Origin of the sequence: Enterococcus sp. AZ089, assembly GCF_050547225.1 — a bacterium.
Lineage (GTDB): Bacteria > Bacillota > Bacilli > Lactobacillales > Enterococcaceae > Enterococcus_D > Enterococcus_D entomosocium.
The window spans coordinates 772,497-793,494 of sequence record NZ_CP172954.1 but is presented as its reverse complement, the minus strand read 5'-3'; the positions used below and the strand labels follow the sequence as shown (position 1 = coordinate 793,494).

The window sequence follows — 20,998 nt, the reverse complement described above, 5'->3', positions numbered from 1 at the left end:
CCCCTTTCCTTATCTCATCCCTCTGTGTGGAAGATACGTAATCATTTTCCCCCTCATGAATCACTGAATCGTCCCTTTGGTTGAAGGGATCTCATCTGGGGCTGCTTGATTGATCGCCACCGCTTCACCTAAAGCACGCCCAAACCCTTTAAAGCAAGCTTCCACAATGTGGTGGCTGTTTTTGCCAGCGATTTGATGGAGATGAATCGTAGCACCTAATTCACGGGCAAAAGCAATGAAGAATTCTTCAACCAACTCCGTATCAAACTGCTGCCCGATTTTTTCACTCGGTATCGCCAACTCTACGACTGCCATGCCGCGACCGCTAATATCGATCGCTGTCATAACTAAGGCTTCGTCCATCGGCAGCAGCATACTACCATAGCGTTTGATGCCTCGTCGCTCCCCAAGACTTTCTGAAAACGCTCGGCCAATGGCGATGGCAACGTCTTCTGTTGTGTGATGGGCATCCACTTCTGTATCGCCATCACAAACCAACGTCAAATCAAAGCGACCGTGGCGGACAAATAATTCCAGCATGTGGTCTAAAAACCCCACACCAGTCTTGATTGATTGCTGACCAGTACCATCGATCGTCAACTGCAGGTGGATCTTGGTTTCCGTCGTATTGCGGGTAACTTCTGCTTTTCTCATTCCTTCACCTCTTCTATGATCGTTGTTAGCACCGTCATCAGTCGTTCCATCTGGGCCTTCGTTCCTACCGTAATTCGTAAATACTCTTTGATGCGGGGCTGATTGAACCAGCGGACGAAGATTTTCTGCTCTTTCAGTGCCTGATACAACTCTTCACCGGCAATCGCAGGGTGCCTTGCAAACAAAAAATTCCCTTGGCTGTCGGTCTGCTCAAAGCCGAATTTCGCTAGGGCTTGCTTGCTCCACTCACGCACGTGGATTGTGGCTTGGATTTTCTCATCGACATACGCTTGTTCCTGCAAAACGGCTGCACCAGCGGATTGGGTCAAACTATTGACATTGTACGGATTCAAGCTAAATTTCAACCGATTCAAGTCTTGGATCAGTCCTTCATTGGCAACCGCAAAGCCTAAGCGTGCTCCTGCCAGCTGCCGAGATTTCGAAAACGTCCCCACAACCAAGAGATTTGGGTATTGATCGATCAAAGAAACCATTGAAGAGCCGCCAAAATCGATATAGGCCTCATCGACTATCACTAAGCGATCGGGATGCCGTTTTAGAAAGGCACAGATTTCGCTTTGTTCTTGATAAACCCCAGTCGGGGCATTGGGATTGGCAAAAATGACGGTCCCTTTGAGTGAATCGTAGTCCGTTAACGCGATCGAGAAATCTTCTTGCAGCGGAACAACGGTGGCAGCGACTTGGTACAAGGCACTATACACTTGATAAAACCCGTAGGTCACATCGGGAAAGGCGATGCCGTTTTCCGTGAAGCCTTGAAAGAGGTAGGACAAGACTTCGTCACTGCCATTACCGAGAAACAGTTGGGCTGGTGTAACGCCAAGATAGGCAGCCAGAGGGTTTGTCACCACTTCAGCAGCAATATCCGAGTAACGATTCAGCTTTTGGGCGGCATCAGCAACCGCTGCTTGAACACTTGGCGCTGGCGGATAAGGACTTTCATTGGTGTTCAGTTTAATAATGACTTGCTCATCTACTTGTTCCCCCGGTGTATAAGGAGTCAGCTTGTGATACTTTTGATGTAAAAAGGTCATTTTTCTCCCTCTCTTCGTACATTGATCGAACGGGCATGGCCGATCAAGTCTTCGGTTTCCGCGAACAACGCTACAGCTGGACCAGCTGCTTTCATGGCTGCCTCTGGGTAATACAAATAACTGCTTTTCTTAATAAAATCATCCACTGATAACGGCGAATAGAAACGAGCCGTCCCTTCTGTCGGTAGGGTATGGTTTGGTCCAGCAAAATAATCTCCCAGTACTTCCGGTGTATGGTGACCTAAAAAGACGCTACCCGCATTTTCTACTTGTCCCAATAATGCAAAAGGATCAGCCACCGCTAATTCAAGGTGTTCTGGAGCAATTTGATTGGCAATGGTAAGTGCTTCGGTCAAATCTTTGACCAGAATCAGCTTTCCGCTAGATTCAAGCGCCGCAGCAGCAATGTCTTTACGGGGGAGTTGCTTCAGCTGCAAGTCAAGCTCGGCTTGTACTTCTTCAATCAAAACTGCTTCTGTTGTGACTAAGATGGCTTGCGCTAAGGGATCATGCTCGGCTTGTGCCAAAAGATCCGCCGCCAGCCAGCGAGGATTTGCGCTGGCATCAGCGAGGATCAGCACATCGCTGGGCCCTGCGATCATATCGATATCAACTTCGCCGTACACCATTTTTTTCGCTGTGGCGACATAAATATTTCCCGGTCCGACGATTTTGTCGACTTTGGGAATCGTTTCTGTTCCATAAGCCAATGCCGCTACGCCATGAGCACCACCGACTTTGTAGATTTCATCCACTCCGGCAACGGAAGCTGCCGCTAAAATAGCAGCCGGAACTTTTCCCTGACTGTCCGTCGGTGTGATCATAACGATTTTTTTGACCCCGGCGATTTTTGCCGGCAGGACATCCATCAAAACCGTACTTGGATAAGCTGCTGTGCCGCCAGGAACATAGACCCCGACTTTTGCTAATGGTAAGACCCGCTGTCCCATCACAACGCCATTTTCCTTCGTTAAGACAAAGCCTTGCTGGACTTGTTTTTGATGAAATGCCAAAATGTTTTCTTTCGCCTGTTCCATCACATTAAGCAGCTCGGGTGAGACGGCATGGACAGCCGCGTCTATCTCCCCTGGACTGACGGTTAAGGAAGACAAGGTCACTTGATCGATTTCCTCAATTAATTGAAACAACCCCTGATCTCCTTGCTGCTGAACACGGGCAATGATTTGGGCGACAATGGTTGAAACATCTTTCGTTTCCGACTGTTTCCTTGCCACAATCGTTTCGATCGTATCTTTTTGGGTCGAAAAAATTCTCATAATTGCTCCCTCACCTTCTCAATCACTGTTTGAATGCGTTCTTGCTTGAAACGCCACGTGGCGTGGTTGATCACTAAGCGCGCTGAAGACGGCGCGATGTCTTGGATCACTTCTAAATCATTTTCTTTTAGTGTCGTCCCCGTTTCGACGATGTCAACGATCACATCGGAGAGACCTAATAAAGGGGCCAATTCAATCGATCCATGCAGTTGGATCAATTCCACTGAGCGACCTAACCCTTGATAAAACTGGCGGGTGATCTGCGGATATTTTGTAGAGACCCGCAACGGTCGGGAGAAATCTTCCTCGAAATCCTTACGCGCCGCTACGGCCAAACGGCAGACCCCCATATGCAAATCAAGAAATTCGATGACTTCCGCCTTGCTTTCCATTAAAATATCTTTGCCTACGACACCGATATCCGCCACTCCGTGCTCCACATAGATTGCTACATCGCTAGGCTTGACTAAGAAAAAGCGCAGCTTGTTTTCTTCATCACAAAAAATTAGTTGGCGATTGTCTTTAAAGACGCCTTGCGCAGCGACTCCGGCTTTCGTGAACAAATCGTATACGGCATCCCCCATACGGCCTTTTGGCAGCGCAATGTTCAAATAGCCTGAACTTTCGTTGTCAGTCGGCAACTTTTGCCCTACATGGTTGAGCTTCATACCAAACCCGATCGCCCCTTGCGCTTTGCCTTGCCGACTCATCAAGCGATCATAACGGCCGCCATATAAAATCGTCTCTCTTGCTTCTTCGATAAATCCTTGAAACAGCAAACCACTGTAATAATCGGCATCATTTAAAATCGAAAAATCCAACCTTATCCGAATGGAGGCTGACAGTTGTTCTTTTTGCAATGCTTGATACAGTTGGTTCAGTTCTGCTAAACCAGCTTGAGCTTGGGGATATTCTGCCAGCAGTTCTTTGGCTTTTTGATACTTGGTTTCAAAATCACCTGACAAACGTACCAGTTTCGCTAATTTTTCAGCTTCTGTTGCTGACAAGCCAGCCTTTTCAGTCAGTGCATCCATGCCATGAGAACTCTTGTCCCGTAGGCAGTGCAGTACCTTTTGTCGATCCGCTTCGGGGAAGCGTTGGCAGATACCGTCCAAAATCCCCATATGGGACAGATCTAAGGTCCCTTTTCCCACCTGAGCCAAACTTTCCCACGCCAGTTTTACAACCTCCAGTTGATCTTCCCACGTGATTTGGTCAATGAGCTCCAAACCGATTTGATCGATTTTTTGGTATTCCCCAGCTTGACGATCCTGTCGATAGACATCTTCCACGTAATACACTCTGCGCGCCTCTCCAGACGGTGTATTTTTGGCAATAGACAAGGTAACATCGGGTTTTAGCGCCATCGTCCTGCCATCCGTGCCTGTAAACGTGATGATGGAAGAACCACGCAAAAACTGATCATTTTGCTGATAGTTGCGATACTCTTCAAAGTTGTTCGAGTGATAAGGTGAAAAATGATGCTGCGTATACAATTTTCTTAATTTCAGTTCGACTTGTTCGGCTGGTTTCAATACATTCCATAACTCTTCCACACTTATCACTCCTATTTCATGCCACTGATCCGGCTTTCTCACTGTTAAAGCCACGCTTTATCATCGATTCACCATCAGTTTTTCTAATAATACTAATGGTTTTGCCATAAATAAGCAATGGTATTTTTCGAAATATTCTGGATTTTTTCGATACAATTCATTGGTAGAGACAAAGAAAGGACATCAAATAAAAAAGCCCTGCTGAAAATTCAGGACAGGGCTTTCACTTGAAGGTATAGTTGATGTCCGCGTTAAGAAGCTTGAAAAAGAAATGATTGGGAACCCATTATTGAACTGAAAATAAATAATCGCTGCTATTTACTTTTTGCTGTATCGTCTGAGCAAATGGTTCATGATCAGCTGTGTTTGTGACAATGATGGGGATCGTTAGATCATAGCCTGCTGCACTGATTTCTTTTTCGTCAAAAGAAATCAGTTTTTCTCCAGCTTTAACGTATTGATTTTCAGCTACATAAAGAGTAAATCCTTTTCCATCTAAATGAACCGTGTCGATCCCGATGTGGATCAAAAGTTCGACCCCATTTTCACCTCTTAAGCCAATCGCATGCTTGGTGGGTGTAGTCATAATCACATAACCATCAAAAGGAGCGACTATGGTCTCATCAGAAGGAATGATCGCCACTCCGTCCCCCATCATTTTTTCCGAAAACATCGGGTCCTTGACTGTCTCAAGGGAAACAACGCTTCCCGATATTGGACTGCTGACTTTCAAAGCATCTTCGGCTTTACTCATTTGACTTACTTGAACTCTTTTTCGTTCTAAGAGAATCGTTGTAGTAAAAGAAACGCATACTGCTAGAAGAATGACGACAATTGCAAACCAAAAATTGCTATTGAATCCAGAACCATCTGTCGGGATAAAAGTCGGGATCGCAACCAGACCTGGTGAAACAACTGCATATTGTTTTAGTTGAACAAATCCTGCCATGATCCCACCTACTGCACCACCTAGAATCGCTCCTATAAAAGCACTTCGATAGTTGATCAAGATGCCAAAAATAGCCGGCTCGGTGATCCCCATCACACCAGTCAGTCCTGAAGAAAGAGCCAATGCTCGTTTTTCAGTATTTTTTTCTGTATAAGAAATAGCTAAGGCTGATGCACCCACGGCAACGTTAGCTGCTAGCATAGCCGGCATAACAAATGAATCATAGCCGTAGTCCCCTAACATAGCAAAGACCAAGGGGAACAACGCTTGATTGGTGCCGGTCATGACCAATAGCGGAGTCATTGCTCCTAAGACACCAACTGAAAACCAACCGAGTTTGTCGTATAAAAAGCTCAACCCACTAGCAATGTATCCGCCCACTGCATTTCCAATTGGCCCTAATACAATTAATGTGACAGGCACTGTAATTAAAATAACTAATAATGGCTTGACGAAATACTTGATCGATTGCGGAATACACTTATCCCCGATTCGATCCATTACCGCCATAAACAAAACACCAAATATTACGGGAATAGTCGTTGTATTATAGCTCATCGTTGGGATAACGATTCCTAAGAAATTCAATCCTTCCACGCCATTGATCAATGAGTGGACGAGGATCGCACCTAGGAACATACCCATCAAACCATTGATACCAAGTTTTCTAGCAGCACTATACCCAATATAAATCGGCAGAAAATAAAAACCCGCATCGTTGATGGCATTTAAAATCGTGTAGGTCCCGCTGTCAGCTGCAAGTCCGAAAAAGGTCACACCAATATTCAATACCGCCGATACCAGCCCAGCAGCTACCAATACGGGCAGAACCGGAACGAAGGTTCCACTGATAAAATCGACAATCAGTAAGCCGTAGTCTTTGAGGGTGCGCTTAGTTTTTCGTTCCTCCTTCGCCTGACCATTCATTTGATTTCGCTCTTCTGTAAAAATTGCATACACTTTTGGCACATCCGGACCGATGATCAGTTGAACTTCATGTCCTCTTCTCACTGTGCCCAAAATGAGTTTGTTTTCTTTTAATTGCTTGTCATCAAAAGCGGTCGGATCACTTAGCTGTAGACGAAGCCTAGTAGCACAGTGATTGACTGTTTGAACATTTTCGATTCCTCCGATATTTTTTATAATATACGCAACCAGTTCATGATAGTTTGACATAGTGATTCATCCTCACTTTATTTTATAAACCGCTTTCATTAAAGTAGTTTTTGGAGCGATAGAAGCTCTTTCTTCTATCGCTCATTTCTCATCCTTTTGGACGTGCTAACGTTTGACCATTTGATTGGATCACTTCTTTATACCAATAGTAAGAATCTTTCGGGATTCTACGTAAATCCAGTAACTCTTCATCAGTTGTATTGATATAGACAAGTCCATACCGTTTCGCCATCCCATTGCCCGTACTCAAAAGATCAGTAAAGGACCATGGATTATAACCAAAGACTTTTGCGCCATCTTCAATCGCCAATCCGACTTGATAAATCTGATCATTTAAAAAATCAATTCGTTCTTGATCATGTACTTTTCCATCCTCACCTAGCTTCTCATGCGCCCCGTAACCATTCTCAGTAATCACCATTGGTAAATGATAGTGGTCTTCCATGTAGCGTAACAAGTAACGCATAGCAACTGGATCGATCTCCCAATCCCAATCGGTTGTCTCGACAAAAGGATTGACCGTTTGCGCAAAAATCCCTGGATAATTTGGGTAAACAAATTCCCCTTTTCTCCCCGATTTGTTCAACCCAATTTCTTGATGATCGGATGCCACTGGTGACTCCTTCGCTACATTGCTACGGTAACAATTGATGCCGAAAAAGTCGATTTTTGCTTGTGCAACCAATTCCATATCCCCAGGGCGAATATCTGGGTCAATATTATTTTCTTTCCAATAACGTTTAATAAAACCATTGTATTCACGATTTGCATTAAAATCATTCCAGATTTTTTCCGTCAGTTCTTCTGCATTCATCGCTGCAATCTGATCTGCTGGTTTTGCTGACTCAGGATAAAACGGAACCATCCCAGGAACCGGGCCGATCTTGCCGTCTTCAACCAATTCATGACACGCAATCACCGCTTTTGCATGACATAGGTTCATAATATGATTGACTTTCCACTTATCTTCGAACCAAGTCTCTGGGTATTTGCATACTCCTAACCAGTCTCCATAGACAATTTGCATGTTCTGCTCATTAATTGCCAGCCAGTATTTCACACGATCGCCGAATGACTCAAAACAGGTTCTAACATATTGGTCAAATGCATCAATGATGCCTCGGTCGTACCAACCATTAAATTCTTCATCAACCCAGACTGGCATATCGTAGTGATACAAAGTGACGATTGGAGTAATGCCATGTTCAACTAATTCATCAATCAGCTGATTGTAAAAGTCAATGCCTAATTGATTGGGCACCCCTGAATTATCAGGATAGATCCTAGGCCAAGCAATCGAAAAGCGATATGAAGTAAAGCCCGCATCAGCCATTAATTGGACATCTTCTTTGTATTTATGGTAATGATCAGCGGCGATCGAATTATCTGTATAGGGCTTTTTCTTTTTGCTGTTTAAGTCGATGATCGCAGTTGAACGCCCATCTTCTGCTACAGCCCCTTCAACTTGCCACGCCGCACTTGAAGCGCCCCATAAAAAATCCTTTGGAAATAGTGGTTTATCTTTATAATGCATGCCCATTGCCTTCTCTCTTAAATTTAAGTAAATAACCATTGAATAGCAGATCAAGTACGAAATCAATGCCATACGTATAGTAAAGCAGCTCATTAATTTCTTTTTCATGTGTTTGTGAACTTAAATGATACAATTTATCAAAATAGCGGTTATAGATTGGGTTTCTATTATTTGTAAACAAAATCGTTGGTGCCTTGACTTCTTTTAGTATTTCAAGCATGGAAGAAACGAAGAGACCCGATAGCGAAAAAACAATGATCAAGGGATCTTGGTAGTGTTCCAAGGCTAACGTCAGATCGCTCTTTGACGTTAATAGAGTAATTCTTTTGCCGAAGATAACCATTCGCTGTTGGAATGTTTTTACACTACCTGTAATATTGCTTGAACACAAAATCATAACTTCTCGACTATCATTGATTAATCGGACAAGACGATCGACTTCTTGTGTATTAAAACGCAGACTTAATTCTTCCATTAAGGAAGTAATATTGTCTTGAAGCTTAGTCAAAAAATTGGGGTAGCCGTAAAACCTCAGAAATTCATTGATTCCATCATCAAAAGTTTCCGCATTCTTTTTCATATCTAAAAAGTTTTCGTAGCCCAATTGTTTCGCAAATCGTCGAATGGAGGCCCGCGATACATGCTGCTCTTCTGCAATCTGATAAATGTTCCATCGAGTCACGCTTTTGAAGTTCTCTAAGAAAAATTTAGCAAGTTCAAATTCAACCGTCCCTACTTCATTTTCGTTCACAATATGATTTAACTTATAAATGAAATTCAATCGATTATTATCCATTTTTTTAATCTCCCTTGGCCAAGTTTGATTGTATCTAAATTATAACGTATCCGTTTCCAATATTGGGGTGCATGTCTTGTCCCCAGTTAAATCTTATCTAGAAATAAAAAAAGAGGCACAGAATTCGGCTTCTGTCCCCTTTTACCTATTGTATGTTGTATAGTCACTGATAGTACTTCTTTCTAATCAGAGCCTTCTTCACAAGAATGAAGCAAAAAACTACTCTGTCGATCACTTTACAGGTCTTCTGAACTTTGTTGCTATGAAACCTGACTAGCATAAAAAAGCATGTGCTAATCATGTTTTTTAGTAGCTACACGAGGCCGTGCTTTTGGAGCGCTTGCGCAATCCCGCCGTCTTCTGGTCGAGCCGTCACCTCGTCAGCTACTGCCAATAGCTGTTCACAGGCATTGCCCATTGCAATTCCCGTCGCAACAGCTTCAAACATTTCGACATCATTATGGCCGTCACCAAACGCCAAGGTATCTTTGTTATCGATCCCTAAATGGTTCAAGAGAAAATCGATGGCTGTTTTCTTGTGGATATTCTTGATGCCGATCTCGCCGCTATCTTTGCCAAAAACAGGTACCGTACTGCGAATCATTTGGAATTGTTCGTGGTATTGGTCATGGACCCGTTCATAAGGAATGGAATGATTGATAAAGGAAACTTTGTTCACGTCATCGTAATCGATTTTCGCTTCGTCCTCAATCAGTAAATCAAGGAACCACTGAATAGTTTGAACGCGTTGTTTTCCTGCTTCACTTTCAACAGACTCACCTGCTAAGACGATCTCCAGCAAACGATTTCTTAGATTGGTACTTGCAAATAAACCTTGGTTCGATTCCAAGTAATACTCGATTTGGTTTTCTTTTAAGAAATCAATCAATCTTAATAAAGCTTCTTTTTCAAAAACTTTGTGCAAAATCACCTCATTATGCACCTCACAATAACCGCCGCCGGCACCAATCATCCCACTTAGGGGCAGTGCCAACACGTCTTCTGTAATTTCGGCCTTTGAACGACCGGTACATAAGAAAAATTCATGGCCTTTCTTATGCGCCGCTGTGATCGCTTGGCGTGCACTTTCTGGTACATTTCCAGCATCATCACATAATGTTCCATCTACATCTAAAAAGACAATTTTTTTCGTCAAATCATTCCCTCTTTTCTCACTCAATCAATAAAGCGCTCACATGAACGTACTTGCCGAACACAAGGTGTCAAGATCAGCTCCTTAGAATTAGTATAACAAATCACAAGGAAAGTGCGCTAGACTATTTTACTAGATCATAAGATGGGATTCTGTTATTATGATCCCTCTTTCTATTCCTCTACTCCCGTGTTCATCGCGTTATTGCTCCATGTGTTCTTTCTTGAGATGGTTGAATTATCCTAAAATATGCTTACTCCTCACTTAAATAAATTAAACTCCATTTTGGTACTTGATTGTTTTTTTGACCTGTAAGCTCGCGATAATAAGATTTTTTATCATTTTTGATCATACAAATAATTTCATGCTCATCCATACAAAACTCTTTGCATAGGTTTGTTCTACTATTTTCAAAAAGTTCCAGTAAAATTTGAATCTGCGCATCTATTGCTAGAAGTGCTTTGAGCTGAACAAATAAACTCTTTGATTGATCATAGTAAATGTGCTCAAATTCATTGCAGAGTTCTTGATAAAAATGAAAAATTTTGGGGAAATCTGTCATTACCCCTAAACTTAGCAACACTTCTTTTGAATAACACAAATAGTCTTTCGGTTCCTTGATATTTTCTGATATCATATCCTTACTCCTTTACATCTATTTTTTTTTGGTGAAAGTAGCGCTATCCCTTCTGCTCGCTTTGATTTTCTTCCGATAGGTTTTTTAATTGAAGCTTAGCTGTCCAAAAACCACTAAAAATGATTGGGTCTTTAGCTCTTACCAATGCAGACACATTAAGAAAATCAGTTACGCCTATTATAGTTTCCCTTTCAGATTCTCTTATAATTACTTTTTATTAAATAAAAGAAATAAGAGTGAAAAAGAGGCGGCCCCGTTCCCTTCTGCTAAAAAGTAGTGCCCGAATGCAACTAGATCGTCTCTAATGACAAGAAAATGACTATAATATCCACAAAAATCAACAGATAGCTAAAATTGTTGCTTCATGTAAATAGACGCCCCATATCCATACCAACAAAAAAAACCAATAATCGAATCTATCGATCATTGGTCGAAACCTCAAATATACTGCTGGAAGAAGACGTTCAGTCCATTCTATTTTTCACGCTACAGATCAAAAATAGAAATGATTTTTAAACTGTATCAGTAAAAATAGATCAAGCATAGATATAATCTAAAATATCCTGCGGCGCTTCTGCCAAAGCATCTGGTTTTTCAGCGGAAAGTTTTTTCGCATCGTGGCTGCCCCAGGTAACAGCGATGGTTTTGACACCGGCTGCTTTGCCCATCTGGATATCAAAAATAGCATCTCCTACCATGATCGTCCTTGTCGGATCAAACTGATACTGAGTTACTACTTTATTGATTCCTTCTGGATGAGGCTTGTAGTGGGACACCGCATCTGAGCCGATGATTTCTTCAAAGAACGCCACCAGGTTCTGAGCAGCCAAATTTCGTTTGACGACCGCTGTCTTCTTACTTGAAACCACGAAACAAGGAACCTTTCGTTTCATTAAGATTTCTAGGACATGGGGAATTTCAGGAAATACGTTCAAGGTACTTTCCTCGTATGTTTGATAATAGGTACGAAAAACCCGAATCAGTTCCGTTGCTGTTTCTTGATCCAATGGCTGTTCTGACATTTTAAAAAACGATTCTTCGATCGGTATCCCCATGTAATGTTCAATGACTACCTCACTCGGTACTTTGAGTCCCATCTCTGTAAAAGCTGCTTTTGTCGCCTTGATGCTGCATTCTCTCGAATCTAATAGGGTTCCGTCTAAATCAAATATCACACACTCAATCTTCTTCACGACATTTCCTCCTCTGAAAGATACTACAGCACGTTTCTCCAAAGTGCTTTTTAAATCCTGTAGTATTCCTTTTCATTACTGATTATCTCTATTTTAACACTAAAAAAAAGCATTATCATAATTTTCGATACCATCATTTATTTAATACTAATATTTTTATATAAAAAACGACTCAATTTGAAAACAGAGTCGTTTCTACCTGAAAAGCAGTCGAAGCTACAAAGAGGTCTATTCGTGAGAAATAAGGCTTCGATGCTCTTTTGATCACACAATTTTCTTTTTATTGTAAGATATAGCCTTTGCCCCAAGCGGTACGAACCCGTTTTTCAGTGTAGTCGTATTCATCTAATTTTTCATTGATTCGTTTCGCTAATATTGACAACTGAGATTTTCTCGAGTTTGTTCCACCATTTCCCCAAATTTTCCAACACAGGTCTTCTCGGTTAATAAATTGCTCTTCTCCTAAATTGTTAAAAAAGATCTGTTCTTGCAGACTAAGAAATTTAGGAAAGGATTCTTTCGTGACGGATGCTTTTTCTAACTTACGACTAATTGGTGGTAGTGCAGCCAAAAATTCTCTCAGCTCGACAAAAGAGCGATTCAGGTACGTGGCATTTTCAGCTTTTTCCATCCTACCTTCTTGTTCAATATTCCCTGGCAAGATACGGACGATTCGTTTTTGATAATAAGGAGCCAACGCCTGATTGATCAATAAAAATTCTGGATCTGCAATCGTTTCACTGACAAATAAGCAGTCAAATAATTTGGCGCTTTCTATCAACCATTCCGCCTCTTCTGTATTTTTCCCTACGAACACTTCATGACTCAAAATCTGTAACTCCCGCTGCAAATCAATCTCATATGATATATTTTTCGTCAGTATAATAATTCTCATGACACATCCTGCTTTCTTTCCCTTTTATTCAGAAATCATCTACTGAATCCTTTCCGACTCATTTCTGAATGCTTTATGTTGACATTATTACTTATTTTTATCAGTTTGAGGTGTCATTTTTTGTTCATAAATGATAGTCTACTGTCATGTTTTGTTGGAAGGAGCACCATTCGTTTCATGATTCGTTTTCTCGAGAGCTAATAAAAAAGCAACCTGTTGGTCAGGTTGCCTTATTAGTCATTTTGATTTTCTTTTTGCTGCTCCCACTTCAAATCTAACAGCTCCAGCATTTCATGGTAGGCGGTTTCTATGCGCTGTCGTTTTTCTTCAGGAACACGTTTGGCGTATTGTCCATCCGGTAGATAATCTTCGGCCAAGTAAACTTGAAAATCAAAGGCCTGTAAGACGCCGTATTCTGGATCATAATAGGTACGATCAGGGATCGGCTCTTTGGAGACCCAAGTTGGATGTAAGGCAATCTTACTTAAATAGGTCCGAGCTCCCTGTTTGGTGATCTCAACTTCTGGAATGACGCCGCGTTCGGTCCAATAGTTGTTATTGACGGTTTCATAACGTTGATTCGACAATAAGTTCCCCATTGAATAAATGATAAATTTCTTTTCACCGTCCTTTTCGATGATTTCGGTTGGTTCTGCTACATGCGGATGGCCGCCGAAGATAATATCAGCACCAAAATTGATCATCTTCCGATAAACTGTTTGTTGTTCTTCCGTTGGTTCTAAAGAATACTCGACACCAGACTGAGGCATCACGATGGTGATATCCGCCAAGGTTTCCGCTTCTTTGATCTCTGCTTCCACTTTATCGAGGGACAAGTCTTTCAAAAAGGTGTCATACTCTGCTTGAGTTAAGCTTTCTTCAAGGCCATTGAAGCCGTAGGCACAGGCCAAGAGAGCAACTTTGATCCCGTTGACTTCTTTGACCAGGATTCCACTGTTGTCGACCGTGACACCAATCGTTGCCAAGCCTTGGTCGTGAAAAGCAGCCGCCGTCGTTTTGATTCCTTCGATCCCCGTATCTAAAATATGGTTATGGGCAAGATCGATCACATCAAAGCCCGCGTCTTTGATGCTGGTAACAGCATCGATAGGGGCGTTGAATAGGGGAAAACCGCCAAGCGGTTTATTAGGATTGATGGTTCCTTCAAAATCACCTAAAGCAAGGTCCGCCGATGCAATCAACGGTTTGACCTGCTCAAAATCGTTGTCAAAATCATAACGCTTTCCGTCGTAAGCGCTTAAATAAACAGGTGTATGATAAAGCATATCACCACTAGCTGTCACTGTGATGGTTTTTACTTCTGACTTTGTTTCGATAGAACTACTTGATTCTTGCATTGTTTTTGTCGGTTTTGTCGATTCTGCTGTAAGACGCTGTTCGGGGATGCTTGTCGCTTGAATCACTAGATAAATCACTCCGAATGTGATCGCCAATAATGCTACACTTAACCCAGCAATGATCCGCTGGCGTTTCTGACGCTCCCGTCTTCGTTGTTGTCTCATGCCCTCACCCTTTCACTCTGCTTTATCAAAAGCCTATCTTCGTTTACGTTCTAACTAGGTTCCCTGCTCCCTTTCCTACAAATCCCACTAAATAATATCTTTTCATTAAATAATTATACTATATTTAAGATCCCTTTAATAGATCGTTTTTTAAAGAATAAAAAAACAGCCCGATCGTGATCGAACTGTTTCTCCACTTCTATGGTAGCTGATTTCCGAGTGAATCTTTCTTGTAGAACTGGACTAACCTCAAACAGCATAAATTAGTATCATTAGATAGTTCTTCGGCTGTTAACAGTTCTGGAGGACATCCCTCGCTTTCGGATGAACAGCAGCAAACGATGAAGGCAAATTACTCCCCTTCGCACACTTCTCTCAATAAAGACCAAAGAGTATATGCTTTATTCTATAATACTTACAGTTTTTTCGAAAAAATTTATACAGCAGCAGTACGTAAAATCTCTGCAAACCAGTGATAAACGGTTTCCGGACATTCATGTTTTTCTAATTCTCGAAAAAAGTCTTTGGATTCAATAAGGGTAATAAACTGAGTCATCGCATTTAGATGCTGCTTGCTGTCTAACGCAGAAAGAGTAAAGATGTACTTTACAGGAATCGTTCCTAAGACATATACTTCAGATTCTAATGTTGTCAATCCCATGCCAAGTTTTTTTGCACCTGCTTCAGGAACCGTATGCGGTAAGGCAACTTGATCGAATATCACCATATAAGCACCTTCTGATCTAGTTTGTTGAATGATCGAATCGATGTAATTTCTAGTGATGATCTTTCTTTCAATCAATGGATTGGCTGCGAGATAAAAGGCCTCTTCCCATGTTCTGGCTTTTTTGTTTAATTGTATCAATTCTGGACGCATCATATCCAACAGCATTGCAGGTTCTTTTGACTTTTTCTCTTTTTGAGACATGATAGATGCCGTTGGCGAGCAGGTCTCTTGTACAAATTTCTCTAAATGATGCCGCAGAGCTGACTCACTAGTAACTGTTGAATATTGTTGAATAACCTGCATCAAGCCGTCGATCGTCACAGTATTGGGCTTGATGCTTGTACTGGTTTCGAATTTGACATCTAAAAACAACTGGGTTCGTTCCTCGTAAGACATGATCGGGTTTACTACAAAAATCGGCTTTTTTAACGGATAAAGTTGAAAGTTGGGTTTTGTCGTAAAAATGATATCGTAAGACTGATCAAATGAATGCAGTTCGCTTGTTTCAATCGGTCCCAATAAGATAAAAGAGGGAAAGATTTCCTTTAATTCATTGTAAATGATTGCTGAGCTTCCAATACCATTTGGGCAAACAACGACCCCCACTTTTTGTTGCACCATGTATTCTTCAGAATTCCTGATCAAAAGCGCAAAGTGCATTGTCAAAAAGGCTACTTCTTCATCTGGAAGCTTTGAATCAAAGCTATCACTGATTGGTCTCAAGGTTTCTTTTACGATCTGATAAAGGTCATTATATTTTTCAAAAATTTTCTCCTGCATAGGATTGATGATCGGTAATCGAAACAGCATCCGGAAATAGGTCGGTCGAAAATGACTATATAATTGCTTGATGACAGAGTGTTTATCCTTGAAACGAATACCTGAAAGCAATTCAAATCGCTCGACGATTCTTTCTACCAAGTCAATGATGACCAAATTTCCTTGAAGCCATTCCTTTTCATTCCCTAATGCCATTCCCAGGACCCACCCACAGAGATAGTTCTTTTCTATAGTATTCATCACCCCTGCGTTTTCTAAAACTTCTTCAGCAAAGCGGTACTCCTTCATTTTTACTAACTCATGATCATTAGAAAAGGGCTTTAGATTAAATTCATTCAAGCCCATTCTTGGGTATAAAAAAATAAGGATATAGTTCAATTCAATCAATCTATTTTCAACTAACTCTATCGCATGTTTTTCTAAAAGAAGAGAAAGATAGGTGTCCTGCTCATCCGCCAATTGTATTCGTTCGTTATGAATAAAGTAACGGTAAATAAAATCATCGTCCTTGCTAGTCACATCTTCCAAAATCATTCGAAATAAAGCGTAACGAATCATCAGTTCATCACCTGCTAAGTGATACCCCTCTTTTCTCGAGTAACTGATTGAAATATCGTACCCATGTAATTCCGCTTGTAATTTGCGCAGATCACTCATAAAGGTTGTTTTGCCGATTTTTAACGCATCTAAAAAATGATTGACCGACAGATAGTCTTTCTCGTAGTAAAAGAGCGTCAAAAAGATATATTTTCCTCGTTCTTTTGAACTCATCTCATAATACTTAAACATACGCTCACGTAAAAATGACTCCAACAAATATTCCTTGCTTTTTTCAGGCAGTCGAATCACACTTTCCTTATTCACGCTAAGTGGTAGTTTTTGGGCAGATAGAAACTGGTTGATTTTATCAATGGTATACTCTATTTGAGTGCGGTTCATAGAATAATTCCGCTGAAGATAATCGTAACTGATGGTCGGTTTTTCAATCAGAGCCATCATCATCTTTCTCGTCCTATAGTCAATTTTTACCATCAATGTTCCCCCATTTCTGCAGCCTACTGTTCTACTTTCAATGTAAATCCTTCCGCTTGTACATATTTTTGAAGCACTTGATCTACCTGCTGCTTTTCTTCTTTCGTAAGATCTAGAACAGGCAGTTTCGGTAACCCAACATCCTGTCCGATTGCCCGCAAACAGTATTTCAGCCCAGACGGAATCGTTGAGCATTTGCAGGCTTCTCTAAAATCATCAATACTTGCTTGTTCTTGCCGCGCTTGCTCTATGTTTCCAGCTACAAATTGTTCATAGATCGACACATCTGTTTTCGTCACAACATTTGCGGTTGAAGCCACAGAGCCATCTGCTCCTAACTGTAATGCTTCTAAAATCTTAGAGTCGCTTCCCATCAGCAAAGAGAAATCCTCTCGATGATTTAATTCAAGATAGCCCTTGAAGTTTTCTAGATCACCGCTTGAATCTTTTATCCCAATGATCGAATCAATTTTGAGTAATTCCGAGAAAACATGACGATTGATGAAATTTCTAGTATTTGGCGGAATATTGTACAAAATGATTGGTAGTGTCGTTTGCTCAGCAATCATTCGGTAGTGATGGATCAACTCCTCATCGGTATATTTCAAAAGATACGGCGTAATGATGGAAGCAGCATCAACGCCGATTTTTGCAAACTCATTTACTAACTCAATCACTTTATTCGTTGCGATATCTCCGGCACCTGCAAATACTGGTACTCTGCCCGATACTTCATCGACAACGATTTTGGCAAACTGGATTTTCTCTTCTTTGCTTAAGGTATGAAATTCGCCATTGGTTCCTAAAATAAACAACCCGTGGACACCACCAGCAATCAAATGCCTTACAAGCTTTCTGGTGCCCTCTTCATTGATGCCGTTCTCATTTAATGGTGTGACCATTGCTGGTATAATTCCTCTGATTTTCATTGCGTAAGCTCCTTTTTTGTCGTTGCTCCTAAGCTCCCCCCTGGATGCCATTTAAGGTAATCTTCTAAATTGATTTCTTTTGCTTCTTGCAGCAACACCGACAGAACCTGCAGCTGGATCATTTGGGCGATCACAGAGGAACGTGGCGGTTTATTCAATGAGTCCCCTTCTTGGGAAACATAAGAAGACAATGTGACTTCAGCACAGGAAGCTAGGGAAGAATCTTCATTTCCTGTTACCGCTAAAATTACAGCGCCATTGGCTTTTAAGGCAGCAAGTGCATATTCTAATTCTTTGGTGTTCCCACTATTACTTATCGCAATCACTACATCGCCAGCCACGACTTGTCCTGCCGATCCGTGCACAGTTTCGGTTGTGTCTAAAAAATAGGTTGGCGTGCCGACAGATGAGAAAAGTGAAGCTGCATAGCCTGCTACATAGGAACATTTTCCCACGCCTGTTACATGAACACGCTTATGATTTTTTTCTGCATGGAGAATAAGTTCTTTGGCCTTCACCATCTGTTGATAGACTTCTTCTTCTTCAAGCCGATAAAATTGAGCATCGCTTTGGGCTTTTAAATTCGTACTATATTCAAACAAAACGTTTTTTTCATTCAATACAGATTTTCCTTCCTTATAGCAAGGAGAAATTGTATCCACCTTTCTCCTTGCTAATCATACTGTTTAACTAAATAGTTTTAAGATTTTATCTAGTAAAATTCCGATAATATTGTAGTCGATTTGAGGAAATCCAGCGTCTGTGATGCCTAATTCAGAAAAAGCTGGGAAAAGCACCAAAGGCAATGCAGTCAGCAAAATACCGCCTAAGAAGGATGCGATGATCGCCCCTTTCAACCCGCCTCTTATTGAACCAAAGACACCCATTGTTCCACCCGAGAAAAAAGCAATCCCAGCTGCTGGCAAAAGTACAACGGGAGAACCCATAGCAGCCATGGCAAACGTCGCTGTTAAGCCACCTATAAACGAGGTAATAAAACCGACAGGAACCATGGTTGGCGCATATTGGAAAAACACAGGAACATCTACTGCCGGCATTGATCCCGGGATATATTTTTCAGAGATCGCCACGAAGGCAGCCGTTAATTCAGCAATAAATTGACGCACACCATAAATCAGTACAGACATACCCGCCGCAAATTGCAACCCTTGAATCAACGGATACAAGAACCATAAGTCGTTGCCAGCCATTTCTTGAACGACATCCATATGACCACTTAAAACTGCTGCGATCGTTGCAATGTAGAAAAGAATAATCATGAAAAATGCAACAGAGAAGACAAAATCTCGGAATACGGAGAAGAAATCAGGAAGCTCACGATTGGCTGCTTTCTCTTTCTTTGCTTGCCAATTTTTCCCGCCAATGACACTGCCGATGACACCTGAGAACCAGTAAAAAATCAAGTTAAAGTGACCTAGTGCAACCCCTGCATTACCTGTCAGCTCATCTGTATATTTCTGAGCCAATTTGGGCAACCCTGCTCCTGCAAAACCTAGTACCAAAGAACCAAAGATAACTGTTACCCAAGTGGGCATACCATTCGAAATAAAAATCAACCCAATGACAGCAGCAAAGAAAAGATAATGCTGACCGGTTAAGAAAATTGATTTTAAAGGCGTCAATTTCGCAATAACTAATCCGAATATGAACCCTAGCCCCATAATCATTGATATTTCAAAACCATATACATCCATAGCTAACGCTGTAGCAGGCTCTACTGCCAGAACCGTCCCTTGAACACCAAATGCGGTCTGAAACAACGTGGCGAAATTTGCAGCAATCGTTCCTACATGACCACCACCAATATTAAAAATCATAAACCCAATGCCCACTTTGAGGACACCGCTCAGGGTCTCCTTCGCAGGCTTTCTTTGTGCAAGTAACCCGATCAAAGCTAAAATCATTAGCAACACAGCAGTATTTCTGAATTGGTTCATTACTAAAATTGCCATTCAATTTATTCCTCGCTCCATCAATTTATTTTGTTTGCATCGTTTCAAGAAATGTTTCTAGTTTTCCTTGGATCTCTTCTTTACTCATAATATTTTGAATACCTATGACTTCATAAGGTTTGTTTTGAAAATCAGGTTCCGCTGCGATATCTGCCATACTCATAAAGGCATCACCCGTAAAACCAATGAGAACATCTAGATTTCCATGAATCGTTTCAATGGGATAGCCGTTTTCTTCAATCACTGATTTTACTTTTATGTGAAGCAGCGTTGAACTCCCCATCCCAGCACGGCATGCAACCGCTATCAAAAATTTCTTGCCATTACTCGCCTTAGGTTTTGCATCTGATTGGATCGATGCATCATTTTTCTTTTTTTGAAAGAATCCCATCTTAACTCCTCGTTTCTTCTAATAGTTTTATAAATGCTTCTGGTGTCTCCACATTTGCTAAACGATCAATGATATTGTCCCTTGCTAAAACCTCTGCTAACTCACCCATCAGTTCCAAATGACTGGTCGGGTCTATCGCTGCCAAACAGAAAATGACTTTAACTGGATCATTGGGCGAACCAAATGAGATGGGGGTATTTAAGGTCATCGCACTTAGTCCTAAACGACAAACCCCATCTTCTGATCGGGCATGGGCCAAAGCAAACCCAGGCATAAGCACGATATACGGCCCGGCATCTAAGACGGATTGAATCATCGCTTCGACATACTGTTTTGAAACACTGCCATTCCTCAATAACGGCTGGGCAGCTTTTTTGATTGCTTCTTGCCAACTGGTACTGTCTTGCTGAAGTAAAATGTTTTCTTTTGTTAATAATGTAGTTTGCAAACGACGATTTCCTTTCTAAAAAAATTTCTTTAGGTTTTAGTAAAAGAATTTCTCGAGATAATTCCTATACACACACTATAAGTGAAAAGTTCTGACCTGAATAGACGATTTGCGACCACATATTTGTACACGCTTCCAGATTAAGTGAACTGCTCTTCTCAAAAAGACCAGGAATACTGCCTATTTTTTTTGATAGCCTCCAGTTTTTCTCGATAACCTTCTTGAGCAGTTCACAAAACTTATTCTATCAAGGAAAAAATGAACCAAAAATGGACAGATCTTTTGCTTGCACCCACAATAAAAAAAAGAAGCTCTTAAAT

The 20,998-nt window shown here is 41.3% G+C and carries 18 protein-coding genes; all 18 read right to left on the bottom strand.

Annotated elements, in window-relative coordinates; translation table 11 throughout:
* Positions 1–60: 60 nt before the first annotated feature.
* Positions 61–654: an imidazoleglycerol-phosphate dehydratase HisB gene (gene hisB, locus IGJ01_RS03630; protein WP_005225202.1), complete on the bottom strand. Its 594-nt coding sequence runs from the start codon at positions 652–654 to the stop codon at positions 61–63.
* A complete protein-coding gene (hisC, locus tag IGJ01_RS03625) occupies positions 651–1,709 on the bottom strand; it encodes a histidinol-phosphate transaminase (RefSeq protein WP_086316933.1) in 1,059 nt (352 codons plus the stop codon). The genes hisB and hisC overlap by 4 nt, the downstream gene beginning before the upstream one ends.
* On the bottom strand, positions 1,706–2,986 hold the full coding sequence (gene hisD, locus IGJ01_RS03620) for a histidinol dehydrogenase (protein ID WP_086316932.1): 1,281 nt from the start codon (positions 2,984–2,986) through the stop codon (positions 1,706–1,708). The genes hisC and hisD overlap by 4 nt, the downstream gene beginning before the upstream one ends.
* A complete protein-coding gene (hisG, locus tag IGJ01_RS03615) occupies positions 2,983–4,542 on the bottom strand; it encodes an ATP phosphoribosyltransferase (RefSeq protein WP_034878755.1) in 1,560 nt (519 codons plus the stop codon). The genes hisD and hisG overlap by 4 nt, the downstream gene beginning before the upstream one ends.
* 286 nt (positions 4,543–4,828) lie before the next feature.
* Positions 4,829–6,667: a glucose PTS transporter subunit IIA gene (locus tag IGJ01_RS03610; protein ID WP_005237447.1), complete on the bottom strand. Its 1,839-nt coding sequence runs from the start codon at positions 6,665–6,667 to the stop codon at positions 4,829–4,831.
* Positions 6,668–6,755: 88 nt separating this feature from the next.
* Positions 6,756–8,201, bottom strand: coding sequence for a glycoside hydrolase family 1 protein (locus IGJ01_RS03605; RefSeq protein ID WP_430601413.1), 1,446 nt, complete (start codon positions 8,199–8,201; stop codon positions 6,756–6,758).
* On the bottom strand, positions 8,191–8,997 hold the full coding sequence (locus tag IGJ01_RS03600; RefSeq protein ID WP_005225196.1) for a MurR/RpiR family transcriptional regulator: 807 nt from the start codon (positions 8,995–8,997) through the stop codon (positions 8,191–8,193). Before IGJ01_RS03600 ends, IGJ01_RS03605 begins: the two co-directional genes overlap by 11 nt.
* A gap of 313 nt (positions 8,998–9,310) precedes the next feature.
* Positions 9,311–10,153, bottom strand: a complete 843-nt coding sequence (locus tag IGJ01_RS03595; protein WP_034872862.1) for a Cof-type HAD-IIB family hydrolase — start codon at positions 10,151–10,153, stop codon at positions 9,311–9,313.
* Positions 10,154–10,403: 250 nt separating this feature from the next.
* On the bottom strand, positions 10,404–10,787 hold the full coding sequence (locus IGJ01_RS03590; protein WP_430601412.1) for a DUF7006 family protein: 384 nt from the start codon (positions 10,785–10,787) through the stop codon (positions 10,404–10,406).
* Positions 10,788–11,323: 536 nt separating this feature from the next.
* Positions 11,324–11,980: an HAD family hydrolase gene (locus IGJ01_RS03585; RefSeq protein WP_042891036.1), complete on the bottom strand. Its 657-nt coding sequence runs from the start codon at positions 11,978–11,980 to the stop codon at positions 11,324–11,326.
* Between the two features lie 280 nt (positions 11,981–12,260).
* Positions 12,261–12,875: a hypothetical protein gene (locus tag IGJ01_RS03580; protein ID WP_005237455.1), complete on the bottom strand. Its 615-nt coding sequence runs from the start codon at positions 12,873–12,875 to the stop codon at positions 12,261–12,263.
* Between the two features lie 233 nt (positions 12,876–13,108).
* A complete protein-coding gene (locus IGJ01_RS03575) occupies positions 13,109–14,398 on the bottom strand; it encodes a CapA family protein (protein ID WP_430601411.1) in 1,290 nt (429 codons plus the stop codon).
* Positions 14,399–14,834: 436 nt separating this feature from the next.
* Positions 14,835–16,937, bottom strand: a complete 2,103-nt coding sequence (locus IGJ01_RS03570) for a BglG family transcription antiterminator (protein WP_430601410.1) — start codon at positions 16,935–16,937, stop codon at positions 14,835–14,837.
* Between the two features lie 23 nt (positions 16,938–16,960).
* Positions 16,961–17,866: a 4-hydroxy-tetrahydrodipicolinate synthase gene (dapA, locus tag IGJ01_RS03565; protein ID WP_016611964.1), complete on the bottom strand. Its 906-nt coding sequence runs from the start codon at positions 17,864–17,866 to the stop codon at positions 16,961–16,963.
* Positions 17,863–18,528: an SIS domain-containing protein gene (locus IGJ01_RS03560; RefSeq protein ID WP_005237461.1), complete on the bottom strand. Its 666-nt coding sequence runs from the start codon at positions 18,526–18,528 to the stop codon at positions 17,863–17,865. Before IGJ01_RS03560 ends, dapA begins: the two co-directional genes overlap by 4 nt.
* Before the next feature lie 24 nt (positions 18,529–18,552).
* Positions 18,553–19,839, bottom strand: coding sequence for a PTS ascorbate transporter subunit IIC (locus IGJ01_RS03555; RefSeq protein ID WP_016610457.1), 1,287 nt, complete (start codon positions 19,837–19,839; stop codon positions 18,553–18,555).
* Positions 19,840–19,864: 25 nt separating this feature from the next.
* Positions 19,865–20,230, bottom strand: coding sequence for a PTS sugar transporter subunit IIB (locus IGJ01_RS03550; RefSeq protein WP_005237463.1), 366 nt, complete (start codon positions 20,228–20,230; stop codon positions 19,865–19,867).
* Between the two features lies 1 nt (position 20,231).
* The gene (locus IGJ01_RS03545; protein ID WP_086333041.1) at positions 20,232–20,678 is read right to left on the bottom strand and encodes a PTS sugar transporter subunit IIA; all 447 of its coding nucleotides are present in this window, start codon (positions 20,676–20,678) and stop codon (positions 20,232–20,234) included.
* Positions 20,679–20,998 lie beyond the last annotated feature (320 nt).

Excerpts from the sequence above, each read along its gene's own strand:
- hisB (WP_005225202.1), bottom strand. The coding sequence starts at position 654 with ATGAGAAAAGCAGAAGTTACCCGCAATACGACGGAAACCAAGATCCAC.
- hisC (WP_086316933.1), bottom strand. The coding sequence starts at position 1,709 with ATGACCTTTTTACATCAAAAGTATCACAAGCTGACTCCTTATACACCG.
- hisD (WP_086316932.1), bottom strand. The coding sequence starts at position 2,986 with ATGAGAATTTTTTCGACCCAAAAAGATACGATCGAAACGATTGTGGCA.
- IGJ01_RS03610 (WP_005237447.1), bottom strand. The coding sequence starts at position 6,667 with ATGTCAAACTATCATGAACTGGTTGCGTATATTATAAAAAATATCGGA.
- IGJ01_RS03605 (WP_430601413.1), bottom strand. The coding sequence starts at position 8,201 with ATGCATTATAAAGATAAACCACTATTTCCAAAGGATTTTTTATGGGGC.
- IGJ01_RS03600 (WP_005225196.1), bottom strand. The coding sequence starts at position 8,997 with ATGGATAATAATCGATTGAATTTCATTTATAAGTTAAATCATATTGTG.
- IGJ01_RS03590 (WP_430601412.1), bottom strand. The coding sequence starts at position 10,787 with ATGATATCAGAAAATATCAAGGAACCGAAAGACTATTTGTGTTATTCA.
- IGJ01_RS03580 (WP_005237455.1), bottom strand. The coding sequence starts at position 12,875 with ATGAGAATTATTATACTGACGAAAAATATATCATATGAGATTGATTTG.
- IGJ01_RS03575 (WP_430601411.1), bottom strand. The coding sequence starts at position 14,398 with ATGAGACAACAACGAAGACGGGAGCGTCAGAAACGCCAGCGGATCATT.
- IGJ01_RS03570 (WP_430601410.1), bottom strand. The coding sequence starts at position 16,937 with ATGGTAAAAATTGACTATAGGACGAGAAAGATGATGATGGCTCTGATT.
- dapA (WP_016611964.1), bottom strand. The coding sequence starts at position 17,866 with ATGAAAATCAGAGGAATTATACCAGCAATGGTCACACCATTAAATGAG.
- IGJ01_RS03555 (WP_016610457.1), bottom strand. The coding sequence starts at position 19,839 with ATGGCAATTTTAGTAATGAACCAATTCAGAAATACTGCTGTGTTGCTA.
- IGJ01_RS03550 (WP_005237463.1), bottom strand. The coding sequence starts at position 20,230 with ATGGGATTCTTTCAAAAAAAGAAAAATGATGCATCGATCCAATCAGAT.